Origin of the sequence: Hydrotalea sp., assembly GCA_030054115.1 — a bacterium.
In the GTDB taxonomy this organism is placed as follows: Bacteria; Pseudomonadota; Alphaproteobacteria; order JASGCL01; family JASGCL01; genus JASGCL01.
The window spans coordinates 38,973-52,911 of the sequence record JASGCL010000008.1 but is presented as its reverse complement, the minus strand read 5'-3'; the positions used below and the strand labels follow the sequence as shown (position 1 = coordinate 52,911).

Annotated in this window: 15 protein-coding genes; 7 read left to right on the top strand and 8 right to left on the bottom strand. The window is 46.6% G+C overall.

Annotated elements, in window-relative coordinates; all coding sequences use genetic code 11:
* The first annotated feature begins 127 nt into the window (after positions 1 to 127).
* A complete protein-coding gene (locus tag QM529_03010) occupies positions 128 to 1,360 on the top strand; it encodes a DUF2130 domain-containing protein (protein ID MDI9313633.1) in 1,233 nt (410 codons plus the stop codon).
* Between the two features lie 20 nt (positions 1,361 to 1,380).
* Here the strand turns inward: QM529_03010 and QM529_03005 are convergent, their stop codons facing one another.
* The 6 genes from QM529_03005 to QM529_02980 all read right to left on the bottom strand — a co-directional run bounded on the left by QM529_03005 (position 1,381) and on the right by QM529_02980 (position 7,671).
* Positions 1,381 to 1,776, bottom strand: coding sequence for a hypothetical protein (locus tag QM529_03005; protein MDI9313632.1), 396 nt, complete (start codon positions 1,774 to 1,776; stop codon positions 1,381 to 1,383).
* Between the two features lie 49 nt (positions 1,777 to 1,825).
* The gene (locus QM529_03000) at positions 1,826 to 2,785 is read right to left on the bottom strand and encodes a ribose-phosphate pyrophosphokinase (GenBank protein ID MDI9313631.1); all 960 of its coding nucleotides are present in this window, start codon (positions 2,783 to 2,785) and stop codon (positions 1,826 to 1,828) included.
* A complete protein-coding gene (locus QM529_02995) occupies positions 2,782 to 3,180 on the bottom strand; it encodes an HU family DNA-binding protein (GenBank protein ID MDI9313630.1) in 399 nt (132 codons plus the stop codon). Before QM529_02995 ends, QM529_03000 begins: the two co-directional genes overlap by 4 nt.
* A gap of 103 nt (positions 3,181 to 3,283) precedes the next feature.
* On the bottom strand, positions 3,284 to 4,210 hold the full coding sequence (locus QM529_02990; GenBank protein MDI9313629.1) for a 50S ribosomal protein L11 methyltransferase: 927 nt from the start codon (positions 4,208 to 4,210) through the stop codon (positions 3,284 to 3,286).
* Between the two features lie 12 nt (positions 4,211 to 4,222).
* Positions 4,223 to 6,643: a UvrD-helicase domain-containing protein gene (locus QM529_02985; protein ID MDI9313628.1), complete on the bottom strand. Its 2,421-nt coding sequence runs from the start codon at positions 6,641 to 6,643 to the stop codon at positions 4,223 to 4,225.
* Positions 6,644 to 6,645: 2 nt separating this feature from the next.
* Complete coding sequence (locus QM529_02980) at positions 6,646 to 7,671, bottom strand: adenosine kinase (protein MDI9313627.1); 1,026 nt, start codon at positions 7,669 to 7,671, stop codon at positions 6,646 to 6,648.
* Positions 7,672 to 7,823: 152 nt separating this feature from the next.
* On the opposite strand from QM529_02980, the gene QM529_02975 reads away from it, so the two are divergent.
* The 5 genes from QM529_02975 (at position 7,824) to QM529_02955 (ending at position 11,974) form a co-directional block, all read left to right on the top strand.
* A complete protein-coding gene (locus QM529_02975; protein ID MDI9313626.1) occupies positions 7,824 to 8,474 on the top strand; it encodes an RlmE family RNA methyltransferase in 651 nt (216 codons plus the stop codon).
* Between the two features lie 69 nt (positions 8,475 to 8,543).
* On the top strand, positions 8,544 to 10,208 hold the full coding sequence (gene trpD / locus QM529_02970; protein ID MDI9313625.1) for an anthranilate phosphoribosyltransferase: 1,665 nt from the start codon (positions 8,544 to 8,546) through the stop codon (positions 10,206 to 10,208).
* 31 nt (positions 10,209 to 10,239) lie between these two features.
* Positions 10,240 to 11,031, top strand: coding sequence for a TIGR04255 family protein (locus QM529_02965; GenBank protein ID MDI9313624.1), 792 nt, complete (start codon positions 10,240 to 10,242; stop codon positions 11,029 to 11,031).
* The gene (locus QM529_02960; GenBank protein ID MDI9313623.1) at positions 11,028 to 11,540 is read left to right on the top strand and encodes a hypothetical protein; all 513 of its coding nucleotides are present in this window, start codon (positions 11,028 to 11,030) and stop codon (positions 11,538 to 11,540) included. The genes QM529_02965 and QM529_02960 overlap by 4 nt, the downstream gene beginning before the upstream one ends.
* Positions 11,541 to 11,554: 14 nt before the next feature.
* On the top strand, positions 11,555 to 11,974 hold the full coding sequence (locus QM529_02955; protein ID MDI9313622.1) for a hypothetical protein: 420 nt from the start codon (positions 11,555 to 11,557) through the stop codon (positions 11,972 to 11,974).
* 6 nt (positions 11,975 to 11,980) lie between these two features.
* On the opposite strand, the gene xth is transcribed toward QM529_02955, so the two are convergent.
* Together xth and QM529_02945 are read right to left on the bottom strand one after the other, a co-directional pair.
* Positions 11,981 to 12,799, bottom strand: a complete 819-nt coding sequence (gene xth, locus QM529_02950; GenBank protein MDI9313621.1) for an exodeoxyribonuclease III — start codon at positions 12,797 to 12,799, stop codon at positions 11,981 to 11,983.
* A gap of 18 nt (positions 12,800 to 12,817) precedes the next feature.
* Positions 12,818 to 13,162, bottom strand: coding sequence for an iron-sulfur cluster assembly accessory protein (locus tag QM529_02945; GenBank protein MDI9313620.1), 345 nt, complete (start codon positions 13,160 to 13,162; stop codon positions 12,818 to 12,820).
* 113 nt (positions 13,163 to 13,275) lie between these two features.
* Here QM529_02945 and QM529_02940 point away from each other — a divergent pair.
* The coding region (locus tag QM529_02940; GenBank protein MDI9313619.1) for a hypothetical protein at positions 13,276 to 13,939 on the top strand (664 nt) is incomplete at its 3' end.

Genomic DNA, 13,939 nt, shown 5'->3' with positions numbered 1-13,939 from the left:
CGCTGGTCGAACAATTCATGGCCGACCCCATGGCGTGGTCGGCCGCGCATGGTGGAATTGATACTTTTTAAAAAACACTTGACAATAAAGTGCGGTATAAATACAATTCTATCAAAGATAGATTAAAATGGTTGAAAATAAAGAAATAATAGTTTGCCCTCATTGCAAGCAAAGCTTTGCCTTGCATGATGCCGTCGATATAGAAGCGGTTGTGCAACAACGTTTAAGCGAGGCGGAAAGAATCAATAAGGATGAAGCTAAAGCACGCGAAAAACAATTGGCGGAAAAAATTCGTAAAGAGATTCAAGATAAAGAAAATTTAGAAAAAGCAGATTTGCAAAATCAGTTGATGGAGCAAAAAAAGATTACAGATAAGGCGCGCAATGACCAATTAGAGGCAAATAAAAAACTACGGATGGCAGAAGAAAAAGAAAAATCCATAGATATTGAAGTTGAGAAGAGGGCTATAACGTTGGCACAACAGGAAAAACAAAAAGTAGAGGTTGCATTAGCTGAGAAAAATAAGATTCAATTATCTATAAAAGAAAAAGATATAGAGCAGAAATATTCTAACCAAATAAACGACAAAGACCAACAAATTTTATTATTGAAGAAAGAAAAAGAAGATACTCAGAAAAAGTTAGAAGAAGCCAAGAGAGCAAACTCACAAGTTTCGCAACAAGCGCAAGGAGAAGTCTTTGAATTAGATTTTGAAAGAAGGCTTAAAGAAGAATTTCCAGAAGATGAAATAGATGAGGTTCCAAAAGGCATAGAGGGTGCAGATTTTATACAAACAGTTTATAATAAAGGTAAAAAAGCAGGTATAATTTTGTGGGAAACAAAAAACACTAAAGGTTTCTCAAAGCAATGGATTGAGAAATTAAAAACAGAGCAAAGAAAATTGGCGGCAGAGGTCTCAGTGATTGCGACTAACACCTTGCCAAAAGATTCAGCACCAATAGACCAAAGAGATGGTGTTTACATCGTCTCGCTTGCTATGGCTTTACCGCTGGCAATGGTATTGCGTCGTGCTGTTATCAGGGTATCTGAAACAGCTACTGCTAATGAAAACGTAGAAAATAAAGCGGTAGAAGTATATCAATATCTTATTAGTCCAAACTTTAAGCAAAAAATTGAAGCAATTATATCTGCTTACCAATTTTTATATGAAGGAACTGCAAAAGAAGAAAGAGCCATGAAAAAAATATGGGCCGAAAGAAGAAAAATGCTTTCCGTAGTCGTCGATTCGACGGTTGGTATGTATGGCGAATTACAAGGAATTGCTGGTAAAGAAATTCCTACAATAGAAAAATTAGAATTGGATGCAACACTTTCTATAGAAGAAGATGAGGGAGAATAGAACCCTCACACCAAAAAAAATCAAGGGAAGTTTGGTTTTTGGGGTACGGCGGATTTTAGAAAATTTAAATATAATGTTAATGCCGTGATGTAGGGTGGGAAATCCGAAACCTTGAAGCCATCGATAAGGCGGTCGGGCAGGCGGCGTTCGTTGTCGCGCAGGCTGTTTATCAAATCCTTGCCATTGTCGTGGTCGCGTTCCATTTTTAATAATGTGCCGCGCAATTCCAAATGACTGCGGTGAAAAATTTCTTCGTCGTCGCCAAAAAAAACATAGCTGGTTAGCAACAGATGATTGATGGTCGCGCCAAGGTTGTCATCGGCGTCGCCGCCCTGCGCCCGCACCCATTTGGCAAATTGCCGTTGCAATGGCGGAATGGTCGGCCGCGAATAGGGGCGAAGATAATAGGGGGACATAAAAAAAATCGGAAAAAATAATGGACAATTATTTTTTTGCAATCATGTTTTACGCAAACAAATCGGAAACCGATTCGTTGCTGTGAATGCGGTGAATGGCCTCGCCGAATAATGGCGCGACCGAGAATTTTTTTATTTTTTGGCAGTTTTTTACGTCCTCAGTAAATTGGATGGAATCGGTGGTGACCAGTTCGGTCAGCGGCGAATTAAAAATTCGTTCGACCGCCGGCGGTGAAAACACGCCGTGGCTGATGTAGGCGATGACTTCCTTCGCCCCGCCGCTTCGCACCAATGCCTCCGCGCCATTGACCAATGTGCCGGCCGAATCGCAAATATCGTCAACCATGATGCAGGTCATGTCGCGCACGTCGCCGATGATATTCATGACCTCGGCCACGCCGGCGCGCGGGCGGCGTTTGTCGATAATCGCCAAATCGCAATCAAGTCGTTTTGCCAAATTACGGGCGCGCAGAACGCCGCCGACATCGGGCGAGACGACAACAATTTTTTCCGGGTCGGGGTAGCGTTGTTTTAATTCGATGCCAAATTGCGGCATGGCAAATAAATTATCGGTCGGGATTTCAAAAAATCCTTGAATCTGGCCGGCGTGTAAATCCATGGTTAGGATGCGGTCGGCACCGGCGGCCTCCAACATTTTGGCGACCAGTTTGGCGGTGATGGGGGTGCGCGGCGCGGTTTTGCGGTCTTGCCGCGCGTAGCCGTAATAGGGCAGAACCGCGGTGATACGTTGCGCCGACGAACGTTTTAACGCGTCGAGCAATATTAATAATTCCATCACATGGTCGTTGGCCGGTGAATGGGTCGGCTGGATAAGGAACACATCCTCGCCGCGGATGTTGTCGCTGATTTCCACGTAAATTTCTTTGTCGGCAAAACGGGTGATGTTGCGATTAACCAGCGATAAGCCAGGAACTTTTTTTGTCGTCGCCAAGTAATCGACGATCGCTTGGCTAAGCGGTTGGTTGGCGGTGCCAGAAATAATTTTCATCTTGCGCTGGAGGTTGCTTTTTTATTGCGGTCGGTTTTTTTGATGTGCGGGTTAAGCACGTTGAACACATGGCGGCTGGGTTTGTAATGAACGGTTTCGCGACCCTCGACAATCAATGCCTCGCCGGTTTTTGGGTTGCGCACTTTTTTTGCGTTGCGTTTTTTTAATTTCCACGCGCCAAGTTGCCGCACCGCAATGTCGTGGCCATCGATAAGATGTTTTGCCATCTCGTCAATAATATCGCGCATCACTTGTTCGACCTGTTGATGGTCAAGGTCGCGATTTTTCCGCGCCACCTGCTCCATCAGCATCGAACGATTGGCGTTGTTGCCGTCACTTGCGTTGGGTGACCCAGCGGTTTGTGGGGCGTGGTTGGTTTGTTTTGCCGTTTTCATAATTGCGTGACGTCGATTGATTATGTTGATAATATATTTGGTAATAAAATTAAAAATTTCGCCACACCATAGCAAATAAAAAAGATTGATTCTAGCTTCAATCCTAATTTTTTTTAGATTGCTTGCTGGTTGTTTTTTTGAATAACAGGCTGACCCAATCGCCCTGTTGTTTGCGATGTTGTAATAAAAATCCAACCTGTTCGTAACGTCGCTGTATAGTATTTTCCTGCGCCACGGTGATGCCCGACAAAATGACGAAGCCGTGGCCACGGCTGGCGCGGGCGATGGCCATGGCCAATCGCCACAGTGGAATAAAAACAATATTGGCAAATATCAAGTCGTAGGGCGCGAGGTTGCGCGGCGGTTTGTAAAAACATTTTAGACCATCACCCAAGATATTTTTTTTGACCGCCAGGCGATTGCGCCGCGCGTTGGCACGGGCGATGTTTATCGCCACCGCGTCGTTATCCGCCAGGGTGATGGTGGCGCGGCGATAAACCTGCTTCGCCGCCAACCCCAAAATACCGGTGCCGGTGCCAACATCAAGGATACGTAATTTTTTATGCCGGCGATGGTTTGGCGGCAATTGCGCCAACATATCCATGCATAATTGCGTTGTGCCGTGCCGTCCGGTGCCAAAGGCTTGCGAAATATCTATCAGTAATTTTTTTGTCGGATAGGGTGGCAAATTGGCGGCGTCGCGATAATCAGAATCGGCAATCCACCAGCGATAATGCTGGTTGTTTTTGCCGGCGGCGATGGTGATGGGGGCAAAATCGCGCCGTTGCTCGACCAGCCAATTTTTTTCCGCCAATGGTTTTATGGTCACCGCCGATAACAAATTTTCTGGTAATATTTTTTTATCCGCTGCGCTGAAAATAATTTCAACCACAACATTGTCGCCGGCATGGTTATAACCAATCGATACCCGATGGTCGGGGTGGTTTGATAATATATCGCTCAATGCTTCCTCTTGGCGCAGCCAATCGCTTTGCGGCAGGGTAAGGTTGGCGACAAAAAAATCTTGCATCAACTAATAATTTTATGAGGCACGGCTGGCGGTGCGGCTATCGACGCTACCCGGTATTTTTCCTGTTGTCGGGGTGGCCGTCAACACGTCGACAAATTCGCGCAACACCCAGCGCGATTTATCATCGTGGAAGTGGATGGCGAAAACCTCTCCCTTGACATCGGTAATTTTTCCCAGGCCGAAACGCGGGTGTTTGACCGCGCGACCGACAAGGCTATTGCCGCCATTGTTCGCGCCATTGTTCGCGCCATGGCTATTATCGGGTTGCGAAACCGATTGGCCAAAGGTCATGGCGCCTTGTTGATTGCCACGCGTCGCCGGTTGTGGTGCGGGTTTAGCATTGGCCAACTTCGCGGCGAACGGCGATGAATTGTTGGTGCGTTGCATTTGCGCCCGCGGGTAATCATTGAATTGCTTGTCGGCCACTTGTCTGTCTTGTCTATCGGACGCATATCGGTCGGCCATTGTGCCATGAACCTCTTGCCGTGATGCCACCCGCGCCCCATCGTTGGCATTGGTGAAGGTGCCGTCGGCGCGTTGCCAAATGGTCGATGATTTATCCAATTCTTTTAAAAAACGCGACGGTTGTTGGTCACCCCAATATGCGCCACCCTTTTTATAAAATATTCGACGCTTTGTATGAGAAATAATCAAATGGTCCATCGCGCGGGTAATGCCGACATAGGCCAGGCGACGTTCTTCCTCGACACCCTTTTGCCCTTCTTCGTTCACGGTGCGCGGGCTGGGGAAGATTCCCTCCTCCCACCCGGCAAAAAACACGATGGGGAATTCCAAACCCTTGGCAGCGTGAATCGTCATCAGCGATAATTTGTTGCTGTCCTCGCTTTCATCGCCGCTGGTGGCGAGAGCCACATTCTGTAGATATTCAGTTAAGCTTGCATAAGCTTCCATAGAAATAAATAATTGTTGCAAATTGTCGATGCGCCCCTCGGACTCGATTTTTTCCTTGTGGGTGCGGAGCATTTCCATGTAGCCAGCTTTTTCCAACACCGACGACGCCATGTCGGCCAGCACCAAATGGTCGTCGCTATTAACCTGCTGGCTCAGGGCGGTGATGGTCGCCACCAATTGCCGAATTTTTTCTGACTTTTCCAAACCAGCAGAAATTTTTTTCTGCAACGCATCGAACAATGACAGCGATTGCGCCTTGGCATCGATAGCTAATTTTTCCAACGCGACCTCGCCAAAACTGCGTTTCGGTTTATTGATAATTCGGCGAAAGGCCAGGTCGTCGGCCGAGCTGTGAATCAGCCGCAGGTAGGCCAGGGCGTCCTTGATTTCTTCGCGGTCATAAAATTTTGCGCCGCCGATAACTTGGTAAGGAATCGCCAGGTGGTTAAGCCGCGTTTCCAAAGCGCGGGTTTGCGCCGAGGTGCGAACCAAAATCGCCATCGTCGAAAAATCATTGCCCGCCGTGTTGTAGCGGTGCACGGCGCGGGCGATGAGTTCGGATTCATGCTCGCTGTCGAAACATTCGCGGATAAGCACCTTATCATTCGATTGCTTGGGGGTGAAAAGTTGCTTGCCCAGGCGATGTTGGTTGTGGCTGATAACATGGTTGGCGCAGGTTAAAATCGGCATCGTCGAACGATAATTTTCTTCGAGGCGGATAATTTTTGCCTCGGGGTAATCTTTTTGAAATGATAAGATATTGCCAATATCCGCGCCGCGCCAGCTGTAGATCGATTGGTCGTCGTCGCCGACGCAGGCCAGGTTGGTTGTTTTGCCAGCCAACATTTTTAAAAAAAGATATTGCGCGTGGTTGGTGTCTTGGTATTCATCGACCAAGAAATATTGAAATTGGTTTTGCCAATAGTCCAACACATCGGGCGATTTTTTCCATAATAATATATTTAAATAAATCAGGTCGGCGAAATCAACCGCATTCATCGCGGTCATTTGCCGTTTATAATTTTGAAAAATTTCTTGCAAGATTCCTTCCGCCTGCTGTTCGGCACTGGTGGCGCGGTCTTTGTGGCTGTTCAAAATATGCGATAATAATTTGCCGTTAAATTCCTCGGGGTCGAGTTGTTGTTCGAGCGCGATATTTTTTAACAATCGCTGTTGGTCGTCTTGGTTGATGATGGTAAAGTTTGACGATAACCCCAAGCGGTCGGCGTAACGGCGGAGGAGACGCGCCCCGATGGAATGGAACGTGCCGAGCCAAACATCGCGCGCCTTATCCTCGCCAATAATTTGCGCGGTGCGATGTTTCATTTCTTTGGCGGCCTTGTTGGTGAAGGTCAAGGCCATGATTTGATAGGGGCGGGCACGCTCGGCCCTTATCAATTCGGCCAGCCGATGGGTCAAAACGCGCGTCTTGCCCGTGCCGGCACCGGCCAGCACCAACAATGGGCCGTCTAACGTATCGACCGCGTCCTGTTGGGGTTGGTTAAGATTATTGCCGGTCATTTTTATTTCATATAGTCGGCGAGCAATGTTCTGTCGATTGGCAGGCGCGCCCCCCAACGTTGAATAATGGCGGCCGCCAAATGACAGCCGAGGCTTGCCGATTTTTCCATCGGCCAATGTTGTAGCAGGCCGAACAAAAACCCGCCAGCCAATTGGTCGCCGGCACCGGTGGCGTCAAGCACCTTGATATTTTTTTCACCCGGCACAACCAACATATCTTTCCCCTGTTGCAAGACCACGACACCTTTTTCTGAACGGGTAATGACGATGATGGGGGCGAGCTTGGTGGCGACGCTGATGGCGGTATTAAAATCGGATGTTTTGGTCAGGGCAAGAATCTCCGCCTCGTTCGCGAAGACAATATCGACGCCCTGTTTGATGAGGGCTAAAAAATCCGCCCCGTGGCGCATAACGCAAAAATGGTCGGAAAGGGTGAGGGCGATTTGTTGACCGCGTGGTTTGCTGGTGACAATTTTTTCAAACGCCGCCTTGCTGTCCTGGCTGTCGAAAATGTAACCTTCCAAAAATATCAGGCGGCTGGTTGCCAAGGTTTCTGCTTGTAATTTATCATGGTGAAAAAAAAGATTGCTTCCCAAATTGGCCAACATGGTGCGGTCGCCATGGTCGTCATCGACGAAGCAAAAACACTGGCCGGTGTGGGATTGTTTTATTTTGTGCAAAATTGCCTGGCCGCCGGTTTCGCCAAAGGATTGTTCGAATGTTGTCGCGCCGGCATCGTCGGTGGCGACGCCGTGAAATTGCACTTGGCGCGCCGCGTTGGCGTCGACAAAAACGCGGGTCAGGGCGGCGATGGTGGCCAAGGAATTGCCGACCGAACCACCGGCCATGTTATTCCGCCAAACGAATTTTCTGGCAATCTCATCGGCGGTTTTGTCATCGATAAGGCTCATCGATTTTTCAGGATAGCCCAAGGCCAAAATTTCGGCCTGCGGCAGGGTGATAAGCCGGTCGATAACCACATTGCCAATGCCAATCGCGGTTGCGGGTTGTTTCAAATTTTCATTCATGTTGTTATAGTTATTATTTATGGTCGCACCTTAACGCTGTTTGTGCGGGGGCGCAAGTGGTGCGCAGAATTTTTGTTTTTTGGCCGATAATGGTGTATTGAGAATAACGAAAGCGCGTGTTTTTTTAAAAAACACATAGCAAATAAAATATAATGATTAAGGTTGAAAATCGAAAATTAAAATCGTCGTCGCGCGCCTGGGTCGAACGGCAATTGCACGACCCCTATGTCAAGCAGGCCAAGGACATGGGGTATCGTGCAAGGTCGGCATTTAAATTATTGGAAATTGATAAAAAATGCCGGCTGTTGAACGCTGGCCAGGCGGTGGTGGATTTGGGGGCCGCGCCGGGCGGTTGGTCGCAAGTGTTGCGGCAAAAAATAAATAATGATAAAAAAAATCCGGCCAAAATTATTGCCATCGACCTGTTGGCGATGGACCCCATCCCCGATGTCGAATTTATCTTGGGCGATTTCACGCGCGACGAATCGCAAAGTGAAATCATCGCGTTGTTGGGGGGTAAGAAACTCGATGGCGTTTTATCCGACATGGCGATGAATACCACCGGCCACCAAAGCACCGACCACCTGCGCACGTTATTTCTGGCGGAGCAGGCTTGCGATTTTGCTATCGCGCACCTGGCGCCGGGCGGGTTTTTTGTTACCAAGGTTTTTCAGGGCGGGGCGAGCGGCGGGTTGCTCCAGCGGATAAAAAAATCCTTCACCACGGTGAAGCATATCAAACCCGATTCAAGCCGCAAGGAATCGCCCGAGGTTTATTTGGTGGCGCAACATTATCGGCGATGATTTTTTCTAGCTTTACAGCATTATCGGACAACTTGACTTCGCCGTGATGGTCGGCTTTATTGTTTTGCTATGTTTTTGCTTATCGATAATTACGATAGTTTTACCTACAACGTGGTGCACCTGCTTGGTGCCAGCGGCGTGCGCGACAATTTGACGGTGCGGCGCAACGATGAATTATCGGTCGCCGAGGCCATGGCGATTGGCGACGAGGGGATAATCATCTCCCCCGGGCCATGCACGCCGAGGGAGGCCGGCATCACCCTCGCCCTTATCAAACAATGCGTTAGCGAAAAACGGCCGGTGTTGGGCATTTGTTTGGGGTTGCAGGCAATGGTCGAGGCACTGGGCGGCCGCGTTGAAACCTATCAACCGCCGCGCCATGGCAAGGTGTCGGCGATTGTTTGCGATAACAATGCTTGGCTGTTCAAAAACATGCCGCATGAATTTCACGCCACCCGTTACCACAGCTTGGCCGTTACCAACATGCCGGCCGATTTGCAAACCATCGCCACCAGCCGCGATGACAACCAGGTGATGGCGGTGCAACATAAAACCTTACCCATGGCGGCGGTGCAATTTCACCCCGAAAGTTATTATTCCGAACATGGCGCGGCGATAATCAAGAATTTTTTGACTTTTGTTTCGCGGCAATCTGTGGCAACATCTGGCGCGATGATTGGATTAGATGTCTTAACCGCTAGCTTAAATCGCGGCGAAAATTTGCAACTGGCCGAGGTTCGGTCGGCCTTCACCGCGATGATGGCCGGCACCGAGGATGTAACCGCGATGGTTAATTTTCTGCGCGCCCTGAGCGCCAAGGGCGAAACCGCCGATGAAATAACCGCCGCCGCCGGCGTGATGCGCGACCACGCGGCAAAAATTACCGCCCCCGATAATGCGATTGATATTGTTGGCACCGGCGGCGATTTGAAGGGCACGTTGAATATCTCCACCGCCAGCAGTTTTGTTGTCGCCGGTTTGGGTTTTCCGGTGGCAAAACATGGCAACCGCGCCATTACGTCGCAGGCCGGAACGGCCGATGTGCAATCACAACTTGGCATCAATATCGATTACCCATTGCCCCGGGTGCAGGAGGCCATGGACAAATTGGGTTTTGCATTTTTATTTGCGCCGAAACACCATGCGGCGACGCGCCATGTTATGCCGGCGCGAAAAATGTTGGCCGAGCAAAAGATAAAAACCATTTTTAATATCTTGGGGCCTTTGACCAACCCGGCGTCGGCAAAATTTTATTTGCTGGGGGTTTATGATAAAAAATGGTTACAACCGATGGCGATGGCGTTAAAAAACTTGGGGGCGATTGGCGCGTGGGTTACATGCGGCAACGACGGGTTGGATGAATTATCAATTTCCGGCCCCAGCAGTGTGGTAAAATTGCAAGATGGAAAATTAACCATGGAAAGCGTGACGCCGGCGATGGCGGGTTTACCGACCCACCCGTTGGAAAGCATCAAGGGGGGCACGCCCGATTACAACGCCCGCGCCATTATGGATTTGTTTCAAAACAATATCGGTGGTGATGGCAAGTCGGATGCGGCAAAAAAACTCGCCGGTTTTCGTGACGCGGTGTTATATAACGCGGCCGCCGCGTTGGTGGTGTTGGGGGCGGCGCAAAATTTGAAGGACGGCGTGGCCATGGCCAAACATTCCATCGACAGCGGCGCGGCATTAAAAAAACTAAAAGACTTCGCGGCCTTGACAAAAAGCGCGTAAATGACTTATGGCTCTCTGACGCAATATAAAGATGAGTAAATTGAATAATCCTTTGCCATCATTTGATAAGCCGCCAGTGGTTGAGGTTGTGGTTGGTATTAATTTCTCAAAAGAACTGCTAATTGATGAATTTGATATTGTTAATATTTTTAATGAAATGGGGGGTAAAGACAAGTTTGAATATAGAAGATTACCACTTGATATGCCGACCACAATTGGGCAACAACCATTCAATATAAACTTTTCCAATATGCCACAATTGCCTAAGTATTGGTTGCAAAATAAAGAAAATAAGAATGAAATTATACAATTTCAAAAAGATAAATTTATTTATAATTGGACCAAACAAAATGACCAATCTGCATACATAAGATATGAAAAAGTTATAGAAAATTTTTTTAATTATTATAATAAAATTAATCAATATATAATAAAAGAAAAAACAGAAATCATCCCATCTATATTAGAGCTTGCTTATGTTAATTTAATTGATATACCAGATAATTATTCTGAGGTGTTTAAAGATGTGAGCTGGAATAAGGACGGCAAAGAGATATTGCGCGAACCTTTTACAGTAAATTTAAATTATAATTTTATTATTGAGGATTTAAATAAATCTTTTATGTCGGTGGTAGTGGCCTCTGTTCAGCTTGCAAAAGATGGTAGAAATATGTTAAAATGCGACCTATCAGTAAGGGGCACCCCTAAAGATAAGAATAATTTGGTGGAATGGTATGATGGTGCTCGCGACGCTATTGTTAAGGGATTTGCTGAAATAACCACAGATAGAATGCATAAACTTTGGGAAAGGAAATCATCGTGAACAACCTTGATGTAAATTACAATAATAATATATCAGTAATACTTCCAATACCCGCATATTCACCGCAAAGCGAAATGGCGGCAGTGGGGGTGTTGTATCGTTTGCCCTTTAATGAAGAGTTTAATAAAATTAAAATCGGCAATGATAGCTCAAGAAATGATATATTAAATATACTAAATTATTTATCTCAGTTGCACGATAATTGGAATGGACATGGAGTTATTGCGCCAACATTGGGTGCTATTACCATGGCTAAATTATTTATAAACAAAATACCTTTTAATAAAAGATATCCAGATAAAATAGAACCCGCTAGTGAAGGAGACATCTCATTTATTTGGAAATCTGATAAAAAAAGATTGATTATTACGCTTGATGGATTTTTTGCTCATTTTTCTTTTGAAGAAAAAGATAAAGAAATTGAGTTTGAAGATAATATTCCACTGGACTGCAGTGATGATGGCTCTAAGTTTATTATAGATAAAAAAATATTAGAAAAAATATATTAATTTTATTTAATCTTATGTTAGATTGTGATGATATAGTGAATAGGCTTATTTATTCCCCTTCTTTCGATGGTGATAAATTAGATATTAAAAAATCATTTTTTTTTCAAGAAAGAGATGGATATAAGGAATCTGTTAATTGCAAAAGACTAGTTATTAATTATCCTGATGATATACATGCCATGGGTAATAGGAATTCACATAGCAAAAAAGTTTATAAAGGATTTTCTGAATCTATAATTTCTAAGATAAAGAACATATCAGAGAGAGATTATCGATTTGATATAGAACATACCCCAATTAGTGGGAACCCTGCTCATTGTGATATTGTTTTGAAATTTCCATCTAGTGACATCACTACTAGGCCAAGCAAGAGCATAAGACAATTTGTAATTGATAAGCTTGCTACAACTTTTGAAGATATTATCGAGCCTTAATAGGAACTACAAATCAAAAACCGCGATGACCGGTGTGTGGTCGGAGGGTTTTTCGGCGTGGCGGGGGTCTTGGTCAATGGTGATGGCGGTTAAGCGGTCGGCCAATTGCGCGGTTGCCATGCAATGGTCGATGCGCAGGCCGTTGTTTTTTTGAAACGCGCCGCCGGTGTAATCCCAATAGCTGTAACACATTGGTTCGTCCGGGTATTGCGCGCGGAATAAATCAATCAACCCAATCGATTGTAACCGGCGAAATGCGGCACGCGATTCCGGGTGCAACAACGCATCGCCCGCCATTTTTTTGGTGTCGTAACAATCGATATCCTCGGGGCATATATTGTAATCGCCGACAATCACCACCGGCGTTTCGCCCCGCGCCAGGTTGGCCAGGTAATCATGAAGCGCGGTTAGCCAATCGATTTTGTAAGTAAATTTTTCGCTGTGTTTGCCACCATCGTCAAACACCGGGTTGCCATTGGGGGCGTATATATTAATAACGCGTATGCCGTTGACCGCGATGTCCAAAAAACGGCTGTGGGTTAGGGCCGGCGGGTCGTTGGGCAATTTGTTGCTGATAAGTTTTGCGCCATGGGTTTTTTTGACAAAGGTCGCAACCCCATTGTATGATTTTTGGCCGAGGATGAAAATATCGTAATCCAACCCATCGGCGACATGTTGCAATTCCATCAGCGGGAAATCTTTTTCCTCGCATTTGATTTCTTGCAAACACAAAACATCGGGTTTATTTTTTGCCAGCCACGACAACAACAATGGCACGCGTATCCGCACCGAATTGATATTAAATGTCGCAACCGAAAAGGTCATGATAAACCGCGCCGGCGATTATCCGATGGAAAAACTATTGCCGCAACCGCAACCGCTTTTGGCGTTGGGGTTTTTTATGTTCAGGAATGACCCCATCAATTTTTCTTCAAAATCCAATTGCCCAGCGGCAACAAATGGCAAGGAAACCTTATCAATCACCACCGCCACCGCGTCGTTGGTAAATTCCACATCGTCGTCGTTGGTTTTGTCGGTGAAGGAAAAAATATATTGAAAACCGGCACAGCCCCCGCCCTCGACCATGATACGCAATTTTTGGCCGGCCTTGACCTCGGGGATGGTGGCCAAATGCGCCCGCGCCCGGTCGGTGATGACAAATTGGTTTTCTATATTGGGGCTGGTCATGCTGGTTTTATCTGTTCTGCGCTTGTTTTTTAAATATATTCCTTTCGCGCTCCATTGTCAATTGGGTTGTAAAGTTGCTTGTCAATTGGTGCAAAATCCGATAGTTTTTTTCCATGCCCACCACCCACGATAATTTTTCGCCCCGCGATTCATCCAGCGACTCCTTCCGCGGTGTTTACACCATCCATGCCAGCTTTGGCTTCGCCGAAAATTTGGCGCGTCGCATGGTGGCAATTGCGCGCACCATGGGCGGCGATGATTGGCAAATTGAAATGGCGAAGATGACGCTTTATTTGCCAAATCGGCGCAGTGCCGGCGTGGTGCGAATTGCGCTTCTTAAGGCGGCGCAAGAGATGGGAAGTCATGGTTTGTTATTGCCGCGCATTATGTCGTTGGGCGACATTGGCGATGATATCGATAATGATATTAACAATAGCATGGATGACAACACAGATAAGGACAAGAATGATAGCACAGATAGTGATGCCAGGTTGTTGGCAGATATGGCAAAGAATAAAAACATTGATGAAATGATTGAACCCCTGCCATTGCCCACCGGGCGACGATTGCGGATATTGATGACGTTGATAAAGGCTTTTTATCATCAAGAATTTTCGCGTGACATAACGCCGGGGCATCTGTTGGCACTGGCCAAAAAATTGGCAAGGTTCTTTGACGAATTGACAATCGCCCAACAGGATAAGAAGAAATTATTTGGCGAGGATGTGTTGGCGGCCATCGACGATGAAGAGGTAGCCATGATGTTCGACAATAATG

Bases quoted from the DNA above. Each gene is read 5' to 3' on its own strand.
- QM529_03010 (MDI9313633.1), top strand. From the start codon at position 128: ATGGTTGAAAATAAAGAAATAATAGTTTGCCCTCATTGCAAGCAAAGC.
- QM529_03005 (MDI9313632.1), bottom strand. From the start codon at position 1,776: ATGTCCCCCTATTATCTTCGCCCCTATTCGCGGCCGACCATTCCGCCA.
- QM529_03000 (MDI9313631.1), bottom strand. From the start codon at position 2,785: ATGAAAATTATTTCTGGCACCGCCAACCAACCGCTTAGCCAAGCGATC.
- QM529_02995 (MDI9313630.1), bottom strand. From the start codon at position 3,180: ATGAAAACGGCAAAACAAACCAACCACGCCCCACAAACCGCTGGGTCA.
- QM529_02990 (MDI9313629.1), bottom strand. From the start codon at position 4,210: ATGCAAGATTTTTTTGTCGCCAACCTTACCCTGCCGCAAAGCGATTGG.
- QM529_02985 (MDI9313628.1), bottom strand. From the start codon at position 6,643: ATGACCGGCAATAATCTTAACCAACCCCAACAGGACGCGGTCGATACG.
- QM529_02980 (MDI9313627.1), bottom strand. From the start codon at position 7,671: ATGAATGAAAATTTGAAACAACCCGCAACCGCGATTGGCATTGGCAAT.
- QM529_02975 (MDI9313626.1), top strand. From the start codon at position 7,824: ATGATTAAGGTTGAAAATCGAAAATTAAAATCGTCGTCGCGCGCCTGG.
- trpD (MDI9313625.1), top strand. From the start codon at position 8,544: ATGTTTTTGCTTATCGATAATTACGATAGTTTTACCTACAACGTGGTG.
- QM529_02965 (MDI9313624.1), top strand. From the start codon at position 10,240: ATGAGTAAATTGAATAATCCTTTGCCATCATTTGATAAGCCGCCAGTG.
- QM529_02955 (MDI9313622.1), top strand. From the start codon at position 11,555: ATGTTAGATTGTGATGATATAGTGAATAGGCTTATTTATTCCCCTTCT.
- xth (MDI9313621.1), bottom strand. From the start codon at position 12,799: ATGACCTTTTCGGTTGCGACATTTAATATCAATTCGGTGCGGATACGC.
- QM529_02945 (MDI9313620.1), bottom strand. From the start codon at position 13,162: ATGACCAGCCCCAATATAGAAAACCAATTTGTCATCACCGACCGGGCG.